We start from the raw sequence: 14,133 nt of genomic DNA, 5'->3' as shown, positions 1-14,133 counted from the left end.
GGTTTCCGCTGTCCGGGGGCGAGTTGCCGCTCGCTCCCGGACCTCGTTCACAGGTGGTTCAGTCGACGCTGCGCAGGATCCGCTCCACCGCCGTGACCCTCTCGGTCAGCTCCGCGAGCCTGGTCTGCACCTGGTCCTGCTTCTGTACGGCCTGCTCGGCGAGCTCCCGGTACCTGGCCATTTCGGCCGCCAGGACGTCCGTGCGATGCCGTTCGAAGCGGAAGTAGAACGCCAGGCAGGCCGTGATGCTCCCGAACAGGATCAGCATGACCGCGATGGGGATCACGATGGAACCGACGTCGATCACTGCGGGGTCTCCTGCACGTGGTGGGGTCCTTCCTCGTCGTCCGCGCGGAGGGCCGCGAGGACGGTGCCGATGTTCAGGGTGAGCTCGAAGGGCAGCAGCCGGAGGTACTTCATCGCCTTGCCGTCGGCCGACAGCTCCAGCTGCCCTTCGACCAGCCGGGCCTTCTCCAGCCGCTCCAGGTGCATGTAGAGCAGCGGGCGGGACACGCCGACGCGGCGCGCCAGCTCGCTGACGTGCACCCGCTCTCCGGCGAGCTCGGCCAGGATGCGCAGCCGCACCGGGTGCCCGAACGCGGCCAGCAGCTGGAGCAACTCTTCACTGGTCAGCATGCCGTCCTTAGTGCGCGCCGGTTTTCACCTGTTAGTTGAGTCTGACAGGTGGAAGATGGAGCGTCAAACGTTGCGCTCGGTCATGCACTCCGGGCACCGGCGAGCGCCGAGGCGTGGCGGGCGTCAGGCGTCGAAGCGGCGCCGGGCGGACTCGATGTGCCCGAAGTGCTCGTGGGTCCAGCCGCAGAGCAGGTCCACCGTGGCGCGCAGCGCCTGGCCGGGCCCGGTGAGCGTGTACTCGACCCGCGGCGGCACCGTCGGATACACCTTCCGCTCGGCCAGGCCGTTGCGCTCCAGCATGCGCAGGTTCTGCGTGAGCATCTTGTGGCTGATGCCCTCGACCTCGGTCCGCAGTTCGCTGAACCGCAGGGTGCGCTCGCCGAGGGCTTCGATGATCAGCAACGCCCACTTGTTGGCGACGTCCGAGAAGATCTCCCGCGCCAGGGAGTCGGCGCGCCGCAGATCCGCATCGTCGGACAGGTTGCTGAGCTCTTTGGTCACCATCAGGTTCCCCAGTCACTGAAAAGTGCGTTCTTCCATGTCAGCGCACACTCTCCTACAGTTCCTGAGTAACCGCAAGAAACTATCGATGGAGAAGATTGTGGCTGTGACGCTCATCAACCCTGAAGGACACGTCCGCGTGCCGCTCTACCACCACGTCGCGGTGGCGACCGGGAGCAGGCACGTCCACCTCGCCGGTCAGGTGGCCTGGGACGAGAACGGCGAGCTGGTCGCGCCCGGCGACCTGGCCGGGCAGGTCGCCCAGGTCTACCGCAACGTCGCCAAGGGGCTCGGCGCGGCGGGGGCGACGTTCCACGACGTCGTCCGTTTCACCTGGTACGCCGCGGGCTGGAAGAGGGAGATGTACGACGCCTTCAACGCGGGCGTCGAGCAGGCGGCGCGCGAGTTCGACCTCGCCACGCCGCCGGCCGCGCTGATCGGCGTCGACATCCTCTTCGAGCCCGGCATCCTCGTCGAGGCCGAGGTCACCGCGATCGTCGACTGAGCCGCGTCGCGCCTGCGACTCCGGGAGACCGGCTACCAGGTGACCGGCAGCCGGTGCGCCCCGTAGATGCTCATGTCCGTACGCATCGGGACCTCCTCGGCGGGCACCGCCAGCCGCAGCCCCGGGAAGCGCCGGAACAGGGCGGGGAAGGCGACGCGCATCTCGATCCTGGCGAGCTGCTGGCCGAGGCACTGGTGGATGCCGTGCCCGAAGGTCAGGTGGCCCGCGGTGGGGGGCCGGGTGACGTCGAAGGTCTCCGGGTCGGCGAACCGCTCGGGGTCGCGGTTGGCCGCCGGCACCGAGATGGTGACCACCTGACCCTTCCTGATCGTCCGGCCGGCGATCTCGACGTCCTCGAGGGCGGCCCTGAGCGGTCCGAGGTGCGTGACGGCCAGGTAGCGGAGCAGCTCCTCGACGGCGCCCTCGATCAGGTGCGGCCGCGACCGCAGGGCCGCGAGCTGTCCCGGGTCGCTCAGCAGGGCGAAGGTGCCGAGCCCGAGCATGTTGGCCGTGGTCTCGTGCCCGGCGACCAGGAGCAGGAGCCCCGCTCCCGCGATCTCCTCAGGAGAGAGGTCACTGCCGGTCACGAGGCCGCTGAGCAGGTCGTCAGCCGGTTCCGCCCGCTTGCGCGCCACCAGCTCGTACAGGTAGCCCATCATCGACGCCGTCGCCGCGCCGACCTCCTCCTTGGTCGACCCGACCCGCAGCGCGGTCGCGGAGTCGCGCTGGAAGCGCTCCCTGTCGGCGTACGGCACGCCGAGCAGCTCGCAGATCACCAGCGAGGGGATCGGCAGGGCGAACTCCTGGACCAGATCCGCGGGAGCGCCGCCTCGCTCCATGGCGTCCAGGGTCTCCTCGGTGATCTGCTCGATCCGTGGCTCCAGCTGCCGCATCCTGCGAACGGTGAACTCCGCGGCCAGCTGCTTCCTGAAGCGGGAGTGATCGGGCGGATCCATCTGCATGAAGAAGCCGGGCGGCTGGGCGAAGTTCTCCGGCTCGAGTCCCTCCCAGCGGATCGGCCAGTGCAGGTTCTCCAGCAGGCTGCTGAAACGCGAATCCGTCAGCACCGCCCTGGCCGCCGAGAAGCCGGTCACCAGCCAGCCCTGGTGACCGTCGGGATAGCGCAGAGGGCGGACGGGCGCCTCCTCCCGCCAGCGCCCGAGCACCTCGGGAGGGTCGAACGGCGAAGGGCGCTCGGTGGGAAAGGTGACAGGGGCCGGCGAAGCCTCGGACATGGGCAGCTCCCTCATTGAGCCTCTATGGATGTAGAGACTCTACGTCAGTAGAGGTCCGCCCGGACAGCCGGCCCTCAGGAAAGGAACGCGGCGCGGTCGGCGGCGGGCAGCCATTGGCGTCCGGGGTCGAACGGGCGGAACCGGTCCCTGACGAAGCGGGCGAGCGACGTCAGCAGCGGATGGTCGTCGTGCCGCCGGCGGAGCAGCGAACAGGGATACACGGGGACCGGGTCGACCACCGGGATCTGCACGGTGCGCGCATGGCTGGGCAGGCGGCACCACTCGCCGACGAGGCCGACGCGCTCGCCCGAGGCGATCCCCTCGACGTAGTACTCCCAGCCGAAGTCGGGGCCCGAGTCGTCGATGTGGACGCCGAACTCGGCGCCGAACAGGTTCCAGAAGTCTGCCCACTCGCTGCCGGCGGCGTTGCCCGGCATCCACACGGTCATGCCCGCCAGCCGCCCCGTCTCCACCTGCGGCAGAGCGGCCAGGGGATGGTCGCGGCACACCAGCAGGTGCGCCTGCTCCAGGTAGGCGGGGCTGGACACCAGGTCGTCGTCCAGCGGCCCGCAGGCCCGGGCGAAGGCCGCGTCCACGGATCCGTTCGCCAGCGAGTCGCGCGCGGAGCGCAGCCCGTTGGAGGTGACGATGTCGATCTCGGCGTCCGCGGTGACCTGGTGGAAGGCGCGGATCACGTCGATGGAGGCCAGCCGGGTGTCCAGGACGTCGACGCGCAGGGTCCGCCGCCGGTTGCGCAGCATCTCGGCCGCCTGGTCGGCCAGGCCGACGAGGGCGCGGGCGTGGTTGAGGAACGCCCGGCCGTCCTGGGTGGGCTCGGCGCCGACGCGCGTGCGGGACAGCAGCCGTACGCCGAGGTCCGTCTCCAGCTTCGCGATGCGTTTGGAGACGGCCTGCTGGCTGATGCCGAGCGTGGCGGCGGCCTCGCTGAAGTAGCGCTCGTCGGTGACGGCGACGAAGGCACGGACCGCCGCGAGGTCCAGATCAACTGGCTGTACCACCGTCGGTTGTGGGCGGGCGGCGTGTCGGTTGTTGGACAACCCGGCTTCCTCTCGGGTCGAATGCGGGGTCTTCGCCGCAGCCTACAACCAGGGGGAGTGGATACCGATGCGGTCCTTCGTGCATCTCCACGTGCACACCGAGTACAGCATGCTCGACGGCGCGGCCAAGGTCGGCCTGCTGATGGAGGAGGTGGCGCGGCTCGGCATGCCGGCCGTGGCGATGAGCGACCACGGCAACGTGCACGGGGCGTACGAGTTCCACCAGAAGGCGCGCAAGGCGGGCATCAAGCCGATCATCGGCATCGAGGCGTACGTCGCCCCCGCCTCCAGGCACCACCGCAAGCCGGTGTACTACAGCGACGACCTCTCGCTGCGCCGTTCCGACGACGAGACCGGCGAGGGCGGGGACGTCTCCGGGCGCGGCCTGTACACGCACATGACGATGTGGGCGGCCGGCGCTCAGGGCCTGCGCAACCTGTTCCGGTTGCAGTCCCGGGCCTGGCTCGAAGGACACGTCCAGAAATATCCGCGCATGGATGACGAACTGCTCGCCGAGCACGGCCAGGACCTCATCGCCACGACCGGCTGCCCCTCCGGCGAGGTGCAGACCCGGCTCCGGCTCGGCCAGTACGACCAGGCCGTCGCGGCCGCCGCCCGCTACCGCGACATCTTCGGCCCGGACAACTACTTCCTGGAGCTGATGGACCACGGCCTCGCCATCGAGCGCCGGGTCCGCGACGACCTGCTGAGGCTCGGCAAGGAGCTCGACCTGCCGCCCCTGGCCACCAACGACTCCCACTACGTCACGCAGAACCAGGCCCAGGCCCACGACGCGCTGCTGTGCGTCGGCACCGGCAAGCGGCTCGCCGACACCGACCGCTTCCGCTTCAGCGGCAGCGGCTACTACGTCAAGCCCGCCGAGGAGATGCGCGCGTCGTGGGACGCCGAGGTGCCGGGCGCCTGCGACAACACGCTGCTGGTGGCCGAGCGGGTCGGCGACTACGGGGAGGTGTTCGCGCACCGCGACCTGACGCCGCGCTTCCCCGTACCGGAAGGCGAGAGCGAGTCGAGCTGGCTGCGCAAGGAGACGCTGGAGGGGGCGCGCCGCCGCTACGGCGGCCAGCCGTCGCAGGAGGTGCTGGACCGGATCGACTACGAGCTGTCGGTCATCGACGCGATGGGGTTCCCCGGCTACTTCCTGGTCGTCGCCGACATCTGCCGGTACGCCCGCGAGCACGGCATCGGCCTGGGCCCCGGCCGGGGCTCGGCCACCGGCTCGATGGTCGCCTACTGCACCGGCATCACCCAGCTGGACCCGATCGAGCACAAACTGATCTTCGAACGCTTCCTCAACCCCGAGCGCGTCTCCATGCCGGACGTCGACCTCGACTTCGACGACCGCCGGCGGGACGAGATGATCGACTACGTCACCCGCAGGTACGGCGAGGACCGGGTCTGCCAGATCGTCACGTTCGGCACCATCAAGGCCAAGGCCGCCATCAAGGACTCGTGCCGGGTGCTGGGCCTGCCGTACGCGCTCGGCGACCGCATCACCAAGGCCTTCCCGGCGGCGGACGGCGGCAAGGAGATCCCGCTGGCCGCCATCCACGACCCCGGCCACCCCCGCTACGGCGAGGCCGCCGAGCTGCGCCAGATGTACGAGCAGGACCCCGACGTCACCAGGGTGATCGACGCCGCCACCGGCATCGAGGGCCTGACCCGGGGGACCGGCATCCACGCCGCCGGCGTGATCCTCTCCAGCGAGCCGCTCATCGACGTGATCCCCCTGGTCAAGCCGAAGACGGACGGGCCCGTCATCACCGGCTTCCCCTTCACCCAGGCCGAGGAGATGGGCCTGCTGAAGATGGACTTCCTCGGCCTGCGCAACCTCACCGTCATCGGCGACGCCATCGCGAACGTCCGCGCCAACAAGGGCGTCGAGCTCGACGTCCTGGAGATCCCGCTCGACGACGCCGCGACGTACGAGCTGCTGGCCCGTGGCGACACGCTCGGCGTCTTCCAGCTCGACAGCGGCGGCATGCGGGTGCTGCTGAAGCTGATGCAGCCGACCACGTTCACCGACATCGCCGCGGTGAACGCGCTGTACCGGCCCGGCCCGATGGAGATGAACGCCCACACCAACTACGCGCTGCGCAAGACCGGCAGGCAACCGGTCGAGCCGATCCACCCCGAGCTGGAGGAGGCGCTGGAGCCCATCCTCGGCGACACGTACCACCTGGTGGTCTTCCAGGAGCAGGTGATGGCCATCGCCCAGCAGCTCGCCGGCTACTCACTGGGCGCCGCCGACATGCTGCGCCGGGCCATGGGCAAGAAGAAGAAGGAGGTCCTGGACGCCGAATGGGACCGCTTCTCGGCGGGCATGCGCGGGCGGGGCTTCTCCGAGGAGGCCGTCAAGGCGGTGTGGGACGTCCTGGTGCCGTTCAGCGGCTACGGCTTCAACAAGTCGCACACCGCCGGCTACGGCCTCGTCTCCTACTGGACCGCCTACCTCAAGGCCAACCACCCGTGTGAATACCTGGCGGCGCTGCTCACCTCCGTCGGCGACGACAAGGACAAGATGGCCGTCTACCTGGCCGACTGCCGCCGCGCGGGTATCAAGGTCCTGCCCCCGGACGTCAACGCCAGCCGGCAGGACTTCGCCGCGGTCGGCGCCGACATCCGCTTCGGCCTGGGAGCCGTCCGCAACGTGGGCACGGGCGTCGTGGACGCGATCGTCACCGCCCGGGAGGCCAAGGGGCACTACACCGACTTCAACGACTTCCTCACCAAGGTCCCCGCCGTCGTCTGCAACAAGCGCGTCATCGAGTCCCTGGCCAAGGCCGGCGCCTTCGACAGCCTGGGCCATCACCGCCAGGCCCTCGTCGCGGTGCACGAGCAGGCCGTCGACGCGGTCGTCGACCTCAAGCGCAACGAGGCCCACGGTCAGGACTCGCTGTTCGGCGAGCCCGGCCGGAGCAGCGCGTTCTCGACCGCGATCCCGGAGGGCGAGTGGGACCGCGCCACCCTGCTCGCCTTCGAACGCGAGATGCTCGGCCTGTACGTCAGCAGCCATCCGCTCGACGGCGCCGAACACGTCCTCGACGCCAACCGCGACACCACCATCGCCGAGCTGCAGGCCTCCGGCCGGCAGGACGCGCCCGTCCGCATCAGCGGCATCGTCTCCGGCCTGCAACGCAAGATCACCAAACAGGGCAGCCCCTGGGCAATCGTCACCCTTGAGGACCATGACGCCGCCGTCGAGTGCCTCGTCTTCCCCAAGACCTACACCCTGTACGGCGAAGCGCTGGCCGAGGACCGGGTGATCTCCGTACGGGGCCGGGTCAACGTCCGTGACGAGACGCTGAGCGTGTACGGCGAGGAGATCAAGGTCCTCGACGTGTCACACGCGAACGCCGAGCCGCCCGTGGTGCTCTCGATCCAGGAGAGCCGCCTGAACGCGCGCGTCGTCTCGGAGCTCAAGCACATCCTGTCCGCCCACCCCGGCCGCGCCCCCGTCCACGTCCGCCTGCACCGCCAGGGCGCCAAAGGGCTGCTGCTGAACCTGCAGCCCTTCCGGGTCGCCCCGGAGCCGGCCTTCTACAGCGACGTCAAGGCCCTGCTCGGCCCAGGAGCGATCTGGCAGGGCTGACCCACCGGCTCCGCGACGCGTGGCGCTTCGGCGGTCACGTCCAGCTGGTGCTCGTCAGGACGTGGCCGTCGCACGCCAGCAGGGCCCGCGAGACGCGGCCGTGAAGGTTGTTGCCGATCTTCGTGTAGGCGTAGGTGACGCCCGGGTCGACGGTCTCCGAGACCCAGCCGTCGGCGCGGGCGGCGCCGGAGTTGGAGCGTTCCAGGACGGCGGCGCAGTTGGTGCGGGAGTTCTCGATCCGGGCGAACGAGCCGCACCGGTCGGAGTAGAAGTACTTCAGGGCCATGCCGCCGGCGGTCCTGGTCGGCCCGACCTGCCGGAAGGTGCCGGCGCAGCCGCCGACGGTCGGGTACTGGCCCTCGAACCCGTAGGCGCCGTAGTTGCCGCCCGAGAACGACGCGGCGTCGGCGGTGAGCGGGGTGAGCGCCAGCAGCGCGGCGGCGCCCGAGGCGGTCAGCAGGGTCTGGAACGATCGGCGCATGCGAACCTCTTTCGTCAGCGGGCTGGGCGGCCATCGCGTGATGCGCACGTCAAACCGATGGCCGCAGACATCAGTGTGACGCCCGCACAGCCGCTGACCAGGCAGATCGAGACCGGGGACTCCTACTTGTCGCGCCGTCGGCCTCGTTCCAGGAGAGCGAGGGCGGTCTCGGCGGCGGCGAGGTCCTGCGGGCCGATGCCGATGAGCTTGGCTTGAGCGGAGTCCTCATCCGGGCAGGGTGTCCAGGGTTCCCCGGGCCACCGCGGTCACGTGCCCGCCGACGCGGACGTTGTGCAGGTCTTCGGGCCGGCCCTGCGGCAGGACGGTGAGCAGGCTCGGCCGGCCGGTGAAGCGCCCTTGCCGCAGCACGAACTCCGCCTCGGCCGGGACGAGGCGGTGCCTGGCCAGATAGGCGCCGACGCAGCCTGCGGCGCTGCCGGTCGCGACGTCCTCCAGGACGCCGTCGTTGCTCCAGTGGCGGCCTTCGAGGGCCTCGACGTCGACCAGGTACGCGAACTGCGCGCCATGACGGGCGAGCAGATCCGCGAAGTCGTCGCGGACGATCCTCGCCCCGGCCAGACCTCCCACCACCGGGACGACGAGGTAGCGCAGCCCGGTGGAGACGACCTCCAGGGGAAGGTCGGCGAGCGCGGTCTCCGGCAGGCGCAGGGCCGTGGCGATCTCCCGCCTGCCCCCGGCCGGCACGGTCGCGAGGAACTCCGGCCTGCCCTGGTCCACCGCGGCGTGGTGCCCGGCGGCCGTACGGTGGGTGGTCACCACGACGGTCCTGTGGCGCAGGCGCAACCGCCACCGCCGCGGGCCGGGATCACCGTCGCGCTCGTGCAGGACGGCGGCCGCCCCGAGGACGGGGTGCCCGGCGAAGTCCAGCTCCTCGAACAGGTCGAACACCCGGGCCCGGACCTCTCCGGCCTCGCCTGGCTCGCTCAGGAAGATCGTCTCGAAGTGCCGGAGCTCCTGGGTGATCGCGAGCATCTGGGCGCCGGACAGGCCCGGGTGTCCGGGAAAGACGGCAAGGCTGTTGCCGGTGTACGCCTTGGCGGCGAACACGTCGACATGGCGGTAGCTCAGCGGCATCGGGGTTCCCGGGGTCGGCGCGAGGGCGGGTGGTCACCTCGACGCTAGGCGGGGACGGCCTGCCCGGTCATGGTCCAATCCCGTTAAAGTGGCCCACATGACTGGCCTGGTGCGGCGCGTACCGGCGTCGCACTTCCCGCGACTGCTCGGTGACTGGCGCGCCGGCGACGGGCCGCTCGCCGAGCGGCTGGCCGTGGCCGTGGAGAAGGCCGTCCAGGACGGCCGGCTGCCGCTGGGGGTGCGGATGCCCGCCGAACGCCTGCTCGCCGGCGAGCTCGGGCTGGCGAGGGGCACCGTGGCCGCGTGCTACCACCTCCTGCGGGCCGCCCAGCTGATCACCACCCGGACCGGCTCCGGCAGCACCACCTGCCTGCCGCCCCGGCTGCACGACCGTCTGTCGCCGTGGGCCAGTGACCGAGGCCAGGCCGGCCGGGACGGCGCGGAGCTCGACCTGACCAGAGCGGAGCCCGCCGCGCCGTTCGACGAGCTCCTCCAGGCGGTGCACGCGGCGGCCGACGCCCTGCCCGCCGTCCTGCTGTACGACAGCGCCGGCGGCGTCGGGCCGTCAGCGCTGCACACCGCCATCGCCGACGCCCACACCGCCCAGGGGTTCGCGACCCGCGCCGGGAACGTGCTGCTCACCAGCGGCGCCGACGCCGCGCTGAGCCTGCTCGGCGCGGCCTTCCTGCGCCCGAACAGCAGGGTCGTGGTGGACTCTCCCACCTATCCCGGTGCGCTCGCCGTGTTCCGCTCCACCGGCGCCAGGCTCGTCGCGCAGCCCCTCGGCTCCGGCGGCTGGGACATTCCGGCCCTCGACCACACCCTCCAGGCGGCCCGGCCGTCCCTCGTCTACCTGATCCCGGACTTCCACAACCCCACCGGCCTGCTGATGAGCGAGGACGAGCGCGGTGAGCTCCGGCGCCGCCTGCGCCGCCATGACACGATGGTCGTCTTCGACGAGACCATGCGGGAGCTCGACCTGCGCGAGCGCGCCGCCCCGCCGCCTCGCGCCGTCACGCGGGCCGACGATCGCGGCGTCGTCCACGTGGGCTCCCTGAGCAAGTCCCTGTGGCCGGGCCTGCGGGTGGGATGGATCCGCGCCCACCCCGACGTCGTCCGCCGCCTGGCGGCGCTCCCTCTCGCGGCCGCCCTCGCCCCCTCACCGTTCGACCGGCTCCTCGCGACCCGGCTGATGGAACGCCAGGAGACGATCGTCGATCGCCGGCGCGCCCAGCTGCGCGCCCAGCGCGACCATCTGGTCTCCCGCCTGTCCGCGCTGCCGTGGTGCCGCTTCCGGACGCCGCAGGGCGGCCTGTCGCTGTGGCTCGAACTCCTCGACGCCGACTCCAGCCGGCTGGCCGCCCTCGCGGCCACCCGCAACCTCTTCCTCACCCCGGGCTTTCACTTCTCGCCCGACGGCGCCCTGGGCCACTACCTGCGGCTTCCCTTCACCCTCCCGCCGGAGGCGCTCGACGCCGCCGTAGACAGGCTCATCGAGACCCACGCCGCCCTGTACGAGCCGGGCACGCGGTGAACGGCCCGGTCACGCCAGGACCGACACGAGGATCACCGTCATGACGACGGCGAGCACGACCCCGGCGACGGTGAACGCGATCCGATAGGGATGACGCTCGGGCCAGGTCACCAGGCCCGGGTACGTCCTGGCCAGCTCGGCGGCGTCGACCGGGCGATCAGGGCCGCCGCACGGCACGCCGAGCGCGTTCACCAGCCGGTCGATGTCCGCACGCGCGTAGCCGCCGGCGGGCACCCGCAGGAGCAGGCTGCGGTCGGCGTCGAGCACGAACAGGGTGTCGCCGGGCGACCCCCGCGGCGCGACGAGGGTCGCCCGCACCACCTCCGCGACGCGCGACCGTGACCGGCGCCGCTGGTAGAACAGTCCCCGCAGGACGATCTCCCGCGACGTCAGGACGATCCGGGCCCGGACGAAGGCGCAGATCCCCAGGAGGATCGGCACGGCGAAGAAGGCGCCCACGATCGGGGCGAACACCGCCGGGGCGTCGCCGGCCAGGACGGCGGCGACGATGAGCACGGCGGCCACCAGTGCGGCGGCCAGGAAGATCGCCCCCTTCCTGGCATCGGGCCGCAGAACGAGCTCACCGTTTGTCTCTCGCACGCCAAGATCCCCCTTTTGCTCTCCTTCCCTAACTTGCCTCACCAGGAGCGATGCTCCGGCCATGCGGGGTTCAGGGGGTGACGGGGATGTTCGTCAGCCCGGAGACGGCGTTGGTGACGGTGTTGGAGGAGTGCACCACGTTGGGGCGGGCCCGGCATTTCGAGGTGGACGTGATCTTGATGGCGTAGGCGCCCACGCCGCCCAGGTCGGAGCGGTTCCCCCGCCACACGTTGCCGCAGCCGTTGGCGAACGACGGGCTGGTCGCCGGGTTGTGGGTCTCGTAACCGTTGGCGAGGACGCCGGGCGAGGAGAAGGTGCCGGTGTTCCCTTCGATCAGATAGCCGATGCCCTTCACGTCGATCCAGGAGTCGGCCGAGTTCTGCCCCGACAGGCCCCGGCCGTCGAAGGTGTTGCCCCGGATGACGCCGTCGTGGGTGCCCTCCTTGACGTCGACGTGCTCGGCGGCGACGCCGGGCCCCAGGACGTTGTCCAGCACCTGCACCCGGTCGCTGCGGTCCACGCCGCCGGAGTTGCCGTGGCAGGACCAGTTCGAACTGGCCGAGCCGATGTAGACGGCTTCGCCGTACCCGGGCTTGACCGAGCCGGTGTTGTCGATACGGGAGTTCATGACGACCCCGTCGGAGGACGACCGGCGGAAGTGCACGGCCTCCTCCTCGATGTGATGAACGTGGACGCCGTCGATGGTCACGTGCCGGGAGTCGTCGAGGACGATTCCCTTCTTGGAGTCCTTGACGGTGAAGCCGGTCAGCCTCCAGTGGGGCGCGCCGTAGAGCCACAGGCCGTAGCCGGAGTCCCAGCCGTTGCCGGGGACGGGGCACGCGGGCGCCTGTCCCGACGGGCCGTCGTTGACCAGGACGGCGGTGGCGGGCCCGGTCAGCGTGATCGGCGCGGACGCGGTGCCGTCGCGCTCGGTCACGAAGGCGCCCCGGTACTCGCCGGGCGCCAGCCGGATCGTCTGCCCCGGCTGAGCGCCCGCCAGCGCGGCGACCAGCCCGGCGGAGGTGGAGACGTCCACGGTCGTGACGGTGGCCGAAGCGCAGACAGGCTGCGCGGCCAGGGTGAGCGCGGTGACGCCGGCCGCCACGAGCAGACGGCGACGAGCGGGTTCGTACACCACAGGTAGCATCGACGCTCCTGACATGGGGGGTGTCGGGGGAGTCATTAGGAGAGTTTCCTAACTTAACGCGGAGCGTAAGCGGGAAGGCACCCGTCTGCAAGCCCTCGGTGCAGACGTCCCATCTGATTCAGGCCACAGGTTAGGAACCCTTATTAAGTCGCACGGCATCGGGAACCCGGTGACGCCCTTCGGGAGACAGCACGGTGAAACACCCACTCACGAAGGAGAGGCGTTGAGCGCTGAGACGGTCGAGATCGACGACGGAGAGCTGATCCGTCGTTCGGCGCACGACCCAGAGCAGTTCGCCGCGCTGTTCGATCGCTACGCCAAGCAGATCCATCTGTACGCGGCCCGGCGGCTCGGCACACAGGCTGCCGACGACATCGTGGCCGAGACGTTCCTGGCGGCCTTCCGCAGGCGCGGCACGTACGACACGTCGTGCGCGCTGGCCAGGCCGTGGCTGTACGGGATCGCCACGACGTTGATCGCCAGGCACCGGCGGCAGGAGGAACGGCTGCTGCGGGCGCTGAGCCGCACCGGCGTGGACCCGCTGCCCGAGGCGCTGGCCGACACCGTGACGCGCCGGGTGACGGCGCAGGGCAGGGAGCGTGAGCTGGCGGGGGCGCTGGCGTCGTTGCCCCGTGGGCATCGGGACGTGCTGCTGCTGGTGGCGTGGGAGGACATGTCGTACGAGGAGGTGGCGCGAGCGCTGGACATCTCGGTGGGGACCGTACGGTCACGCCTGCACCGCGCGCGGAAGAAGGCCAGGCACGTACTCGGGGACGAGGAGCTGTGATGAACGTGATCAAGGAGTTCCGCCGGAACACCCCGGCGATGACCGACGAAGCCGCGGCCGCGGCCAGGACGCGGCTGATGACGGCGATCCACGAGCCGGAGGTCGCGGCGAAGCCGGCCGCGTCCCGCACGAGAAGGTTCGGCTGGCGGATCGCGGTGGCGGCGGCTCTGGCCCTCGTCGTCGGCGGGACCGTCGTGACGCTCAGGGACGAGCCGGGCATGGCACCGGTGGCCAGCGTGACCGAGCTGGGCGAGCGCGCCGCCCGTGCGGCCGAGAACGATCCGATGCCCGCGCCGGGCCCCGGACAGTGGCTCTACACCAAGGAACTGCAGCTGACCGGGGTCGAAGGGGACGTCGACCGAGACCAGCGTGACACCTGGGAACGGTGGACGAGCGTGGACGGCAAGCGGTCGGCCTGGTACCAGGGCGGCAAGCTGATGTTCCAAGGCAGCGCGATCTTCAACCCGGCTGAGCTGGCCGAACCGCCTGTCACCCCGCCGGGGGTGATCGCCAGGATCAAGGCGGCCATCCTCGACGAGGACCGCCGGGGGCCGCAGGAGCTGAACGGCCACGTCCCGCCGGTGATGCTCTTCATGGAGATCAACCAGCTCATCTCCCAGCAGTGGCTCGCCCCCGAGGTGCGGGCCGCGCTTTTCCGCGCGCTGCCCACGATCAAGGGCATCACGGTGACCCAGGATGTGCCCGTCGCCGACGGACGGCGAGGCGTCGCGTTCAGCATCACCGAGGCCGAGGCGCGGAGCTATCTCGTCCTGGACCCGCAGACCTTCCGGTATTTGGGCACCAACTCGACGCGGCTGCAGGATCGGACCTACGAGTGGGCCGATGGCAGTAAGGAGACCTTCAAGGCGGGCACGGTGGGCCTGACGGCGCAGCTGGAAGCCACGATCGTGGACCAGCCCGGCCGCCGCTCCTGACCACGGCGG

The 14,133-nt window shown here is 70.8% G+C and carries 14 protein-coding genes; 5 read left to right on the top strand and 9 right to left on the bottom strand.

From position 1 onward, the window contains the following. Positions 1-58 precede the first annotated feature (58 nt). The 3 genes from ACWDXC_RS33065 to ACWDXC_RS33055 form a co-directional block, all read right to left on the bottom strand. Positions 59-307: a hypothetical protein gene (locus ACWDXC_RS33065; protein ID WP_449988497.1), complete on the bottom strand. Its 249-nt coding sequence runs from the start codon at positions 305-307 to the stop codon at positions 59-61. After that, complete coding sequence (locus ACWDXC_RS33060) at positions 304-636, bottom strand: ArsR/SmtB family transcription factor (protein ID WP_357589253.1); 333 nt, start codon at positions 634-636, stop codon at positions 304-306. Before ACWDXC_RS33060 ends, ACWDXC_RS33065 begins: the two co-directional genes overlap by 4 nt. Before the next feature lie 123 nt (positions 637-759). Continuing rightward, a complete protein-coding gene (locus ACWDXC_RS33055; RefSeq protein ID WP_449988493.1) occupies positions 760-1,140 on the bottom strand; it encodes a winged helix-turn-helix transcriptional regulator in 381 nt (126 codons plus the stop codon). 85 nt (positions 1,141-1,225) lie between these two features. Here ACWDXC_RS33055 and ACWDXC_RS33050 point away from each other — a divergent pair, with 85 nt between their 5' ends. Beyond that, on the top strand, positions 1,226-1,642 hold the full coding sequence (locus ACWDXC_RS33050; protein WP_449988490.1) for a RidA family protein: 417 nt from the start codon (positions 1,226-1,228) through the stop codon (positions 1,640-1,642). 32 nt (positions 1,643-1,674) lie between these two features. On the opposite strand, the gene ACWDXC_RS33045 is transcribed toward ACWDXC_RS33050, so the two are convergent. Together ACWDXC_RS33045 and ACWDXC_RS33040 are read right to left on the bottom strand one after the other, a co-directional pair. Further along, positions 1,675-2,877: a cytochrome P450 gene (locus tag ACWDXC_RS33045; RefSeq protein ID WP_449988488.1), complete on the bottom strand. Its 1,203-nt coding sequence runs from the start codon at positions 2,875-2,877 to the stop codon at positions 1,675-1,677. A gap of 74 nt (positions 2,878-2,951) precedes the next feature. Next, a complete protein-coding gene (locus ACWDXC_RS33040; RefSeq protein WP_449988485.1) occupies positions 2,952-3,896 on the bottom strand; it encodes a LysR family transcriptional regulator in 945 nt (314 codons plus the stop codon). 106 nt (positions 3,897-4,002) lie between these two features. Here ACWDXC_RS33040 and dnaE point away from each other — a divergent pair, with 106 nt between their 5' ends. After that, positions 4,003-7,545 (top strand): DNA polymerase III subunit alpha, encoded by a 3,543-nt coding sequence (gene dnaE, locus ACWDXC_RS33035; protein WP_449988483.1) that lies wholly within the window; start codon positions 4,003-4,005, stop codon positions 7,543-7,545. A gap of 34 nt (positions 7,546-7,579) precedes the next feature. Here dnaE and ACWDXC_RS33030 read toward each other — a convergent pair whose 3' ends face one another. Together ACWDXC_RS33030 and ACWDXC_RS33025 are read right to left on the bottom strand one after the other, a co-directional pair. Beyond that, entirely contained in the window at positions 7,580-8,026 is a 447-nt protein-coding gene (locus ACWDXC_RS33030) for a hypothetical protein (protein ID WP_449988480.1), read from the bottom strand. A 225-nt stretch (positions 8,027-8,251) separates the two neighbouring features. Continuing rightward, entirely contained in the window at positions 8,252-9,121 is an 870-nt protein-coding gene (locus tag ACWDXC_RS33025; RefSeq protein ID WP_449988477.1) for a PhzF family phenazine biosynthesis protein, read from the bottom strand. Between the two features lie 97 nt (positions 9,122-9,218). Here ACWDXC_RS33025 and ACWDXC_RS33020 point away from each other — a divergent pair, with 97 nt between their 5' ends. Then, on the top strand, positions 9,219-10,655 hold the full coding sequence (locus tag ACWDXC_RS33020; RefSeq protein ID WP_449988474.1) for an aminotransferase-like domain-containing protein: 1,437 nt from the start codon (positions 9,219-9,221) through the stop codon (positions 10,653-10,655). A 9-nt stretch (positions 10,656-10,664) separates the two neighbouring features. Here ACWDXC_RS33020 and ACWDXC_RS33015 read toward each other — a convergent pair whose 3' ends face one another. Further along, positions 10,665-11,255 carry a hypothetical protein gene (locus ACWDXC_RS33015; protein WP_449988471.1) on the bottom strand — a complete coding sequence of 197 codons (591 nt, stop codon included), beginning with the start codon at positions 11,253-11,255 and terminating at the stop codon, positions 10,665-10,667. 70 nt (positions 11,256-11,325) lie between these two features. Next, positions 11,326-12,402 (bottom strand): right-handed parallel beta-helix repeat-containing protein, encoded by a 1,077-nt coding sequence (locus ACWDXC_RS33010; RefSeq protein WP_449988468.1) that lies wholly within the window; start codon positions 12,400-12,402, stop codon positions 11,326-11,328. 223 nt (positions 12,403-12,625) lie between these two features. Here ACWDXC_RS33010 and ACWDXC_RS33005 point away from each other — a divergent pair, with 223 nt between their 5' ends. Next, positions 12,626-13,189, top strand: a complete 564-nt coding sequence (locus ACWDXC_RS33005; RefSeq protein WP_357589234.1) for an RNA polymerase sigma factor — start codon at positions 12,626-12,628, stop codon at positions 13,187-13,189. Beyond that, on the top strand, positions 13,189-14,124 hold the full coding sequence (locus ACWDXC_RS33000; protein ID WP_449988464.1) for a CU044_5270 family protein: 936 nt from the start codon (positions 13,189-13,191) through the stop codon (positions 14,122-14,124). The genes ACWDXC_RS33005 and ACWDXC_RS33000 overlap by 1 nt, the downstream gene beginning before the upstream one ends. Positions 14,125-14,133 lie beyond the last annotated feature (9 nt).

Source organism: Nonomuraea sp. NPDC003214 (assembly GCF_053590035.1).
Note: the sequence above shows the minus strand (reverse complement) of the source record. Positions and strands in the feature narration are given on the sequence as shown.

Excerpts from the sequence above, each read along its gene's own strand:
- ACWDXC_RS33060 (WP_357589253.1), bottom strand. The coding sequence starts at position 636 with ATGCTGACCAGTGAAGAGTTGCTCCAGCTGCTGGCCGCGTTCGGGCAC.
- ACWDXC_RS33055 (WP_449988493.1), bottom strand. The coding sequence starts at position 1,140 with ATGGTGACCAAAGAGCTCAGCAACCTGTCCGACGATGCGGATCTGCGG.
- ACWDXC_RS33050 (WP_449988490.1), top strand. The coding sequence starts at position 1,226 with ATGGAGAAGATTGTGGCTGTGACGCTCATCAACCCTGAAGGACACGTC.
- ACWDXC_RS33045 (WP_449988488.1), bottom strand. The coding sequence starts at position 2,877 with ATGTCCGAGGCTTCGCCGGCCCCTGTCACCTTTCCCACCGAGCGCCCT.
- dnaE (WP_449988483.1), top strand. The coding sequence starts at position 4,003 with ATGCGGTCCTTCGTGCATCTCCACGTGCACACCGAGTACAGCATGCTC.
- ACWDXC_RS33030 (WP_449988480.1), bottom strand. The coding sequence starts at position 8,026 with ATGCGCCGATCGTTCCAGACCCTGCTGACCGCCTCGGGCGCCGCCGCG.
- ACWDXC_RS33025 (WP_449988477.1), bottom strand. The coding sequence starts at position 9,121 with ATGCCGCTGAGCTACCGCCATGTCGACGTGTTCGCCGCCAAGGCGTAC.
- ACWDXC_RS33020 (WP_449988474.1), top strand. The coding sequence starts at position 9,219 with ATGACTGGCCTGGTGCGGCGCGTACCGGCGTCGCACTTCCCGCGACTG.
- ACWDXC_RS33010 (WP_449988468.1), bottom strand. The coding sequence starts at position 12,402 with ATGCTACCTGTGGTGTACGAACCCGCTCGTCGCCGTCTGCTCGTGGCG.
- ACWDXC_RS33000 (WP_449988464.1), top strand. The coding sequence starts at position 13,189 with ATGAACGTGATCAAGGAGTTCCGCCGGAACACCCCGGCGATGACCGAC.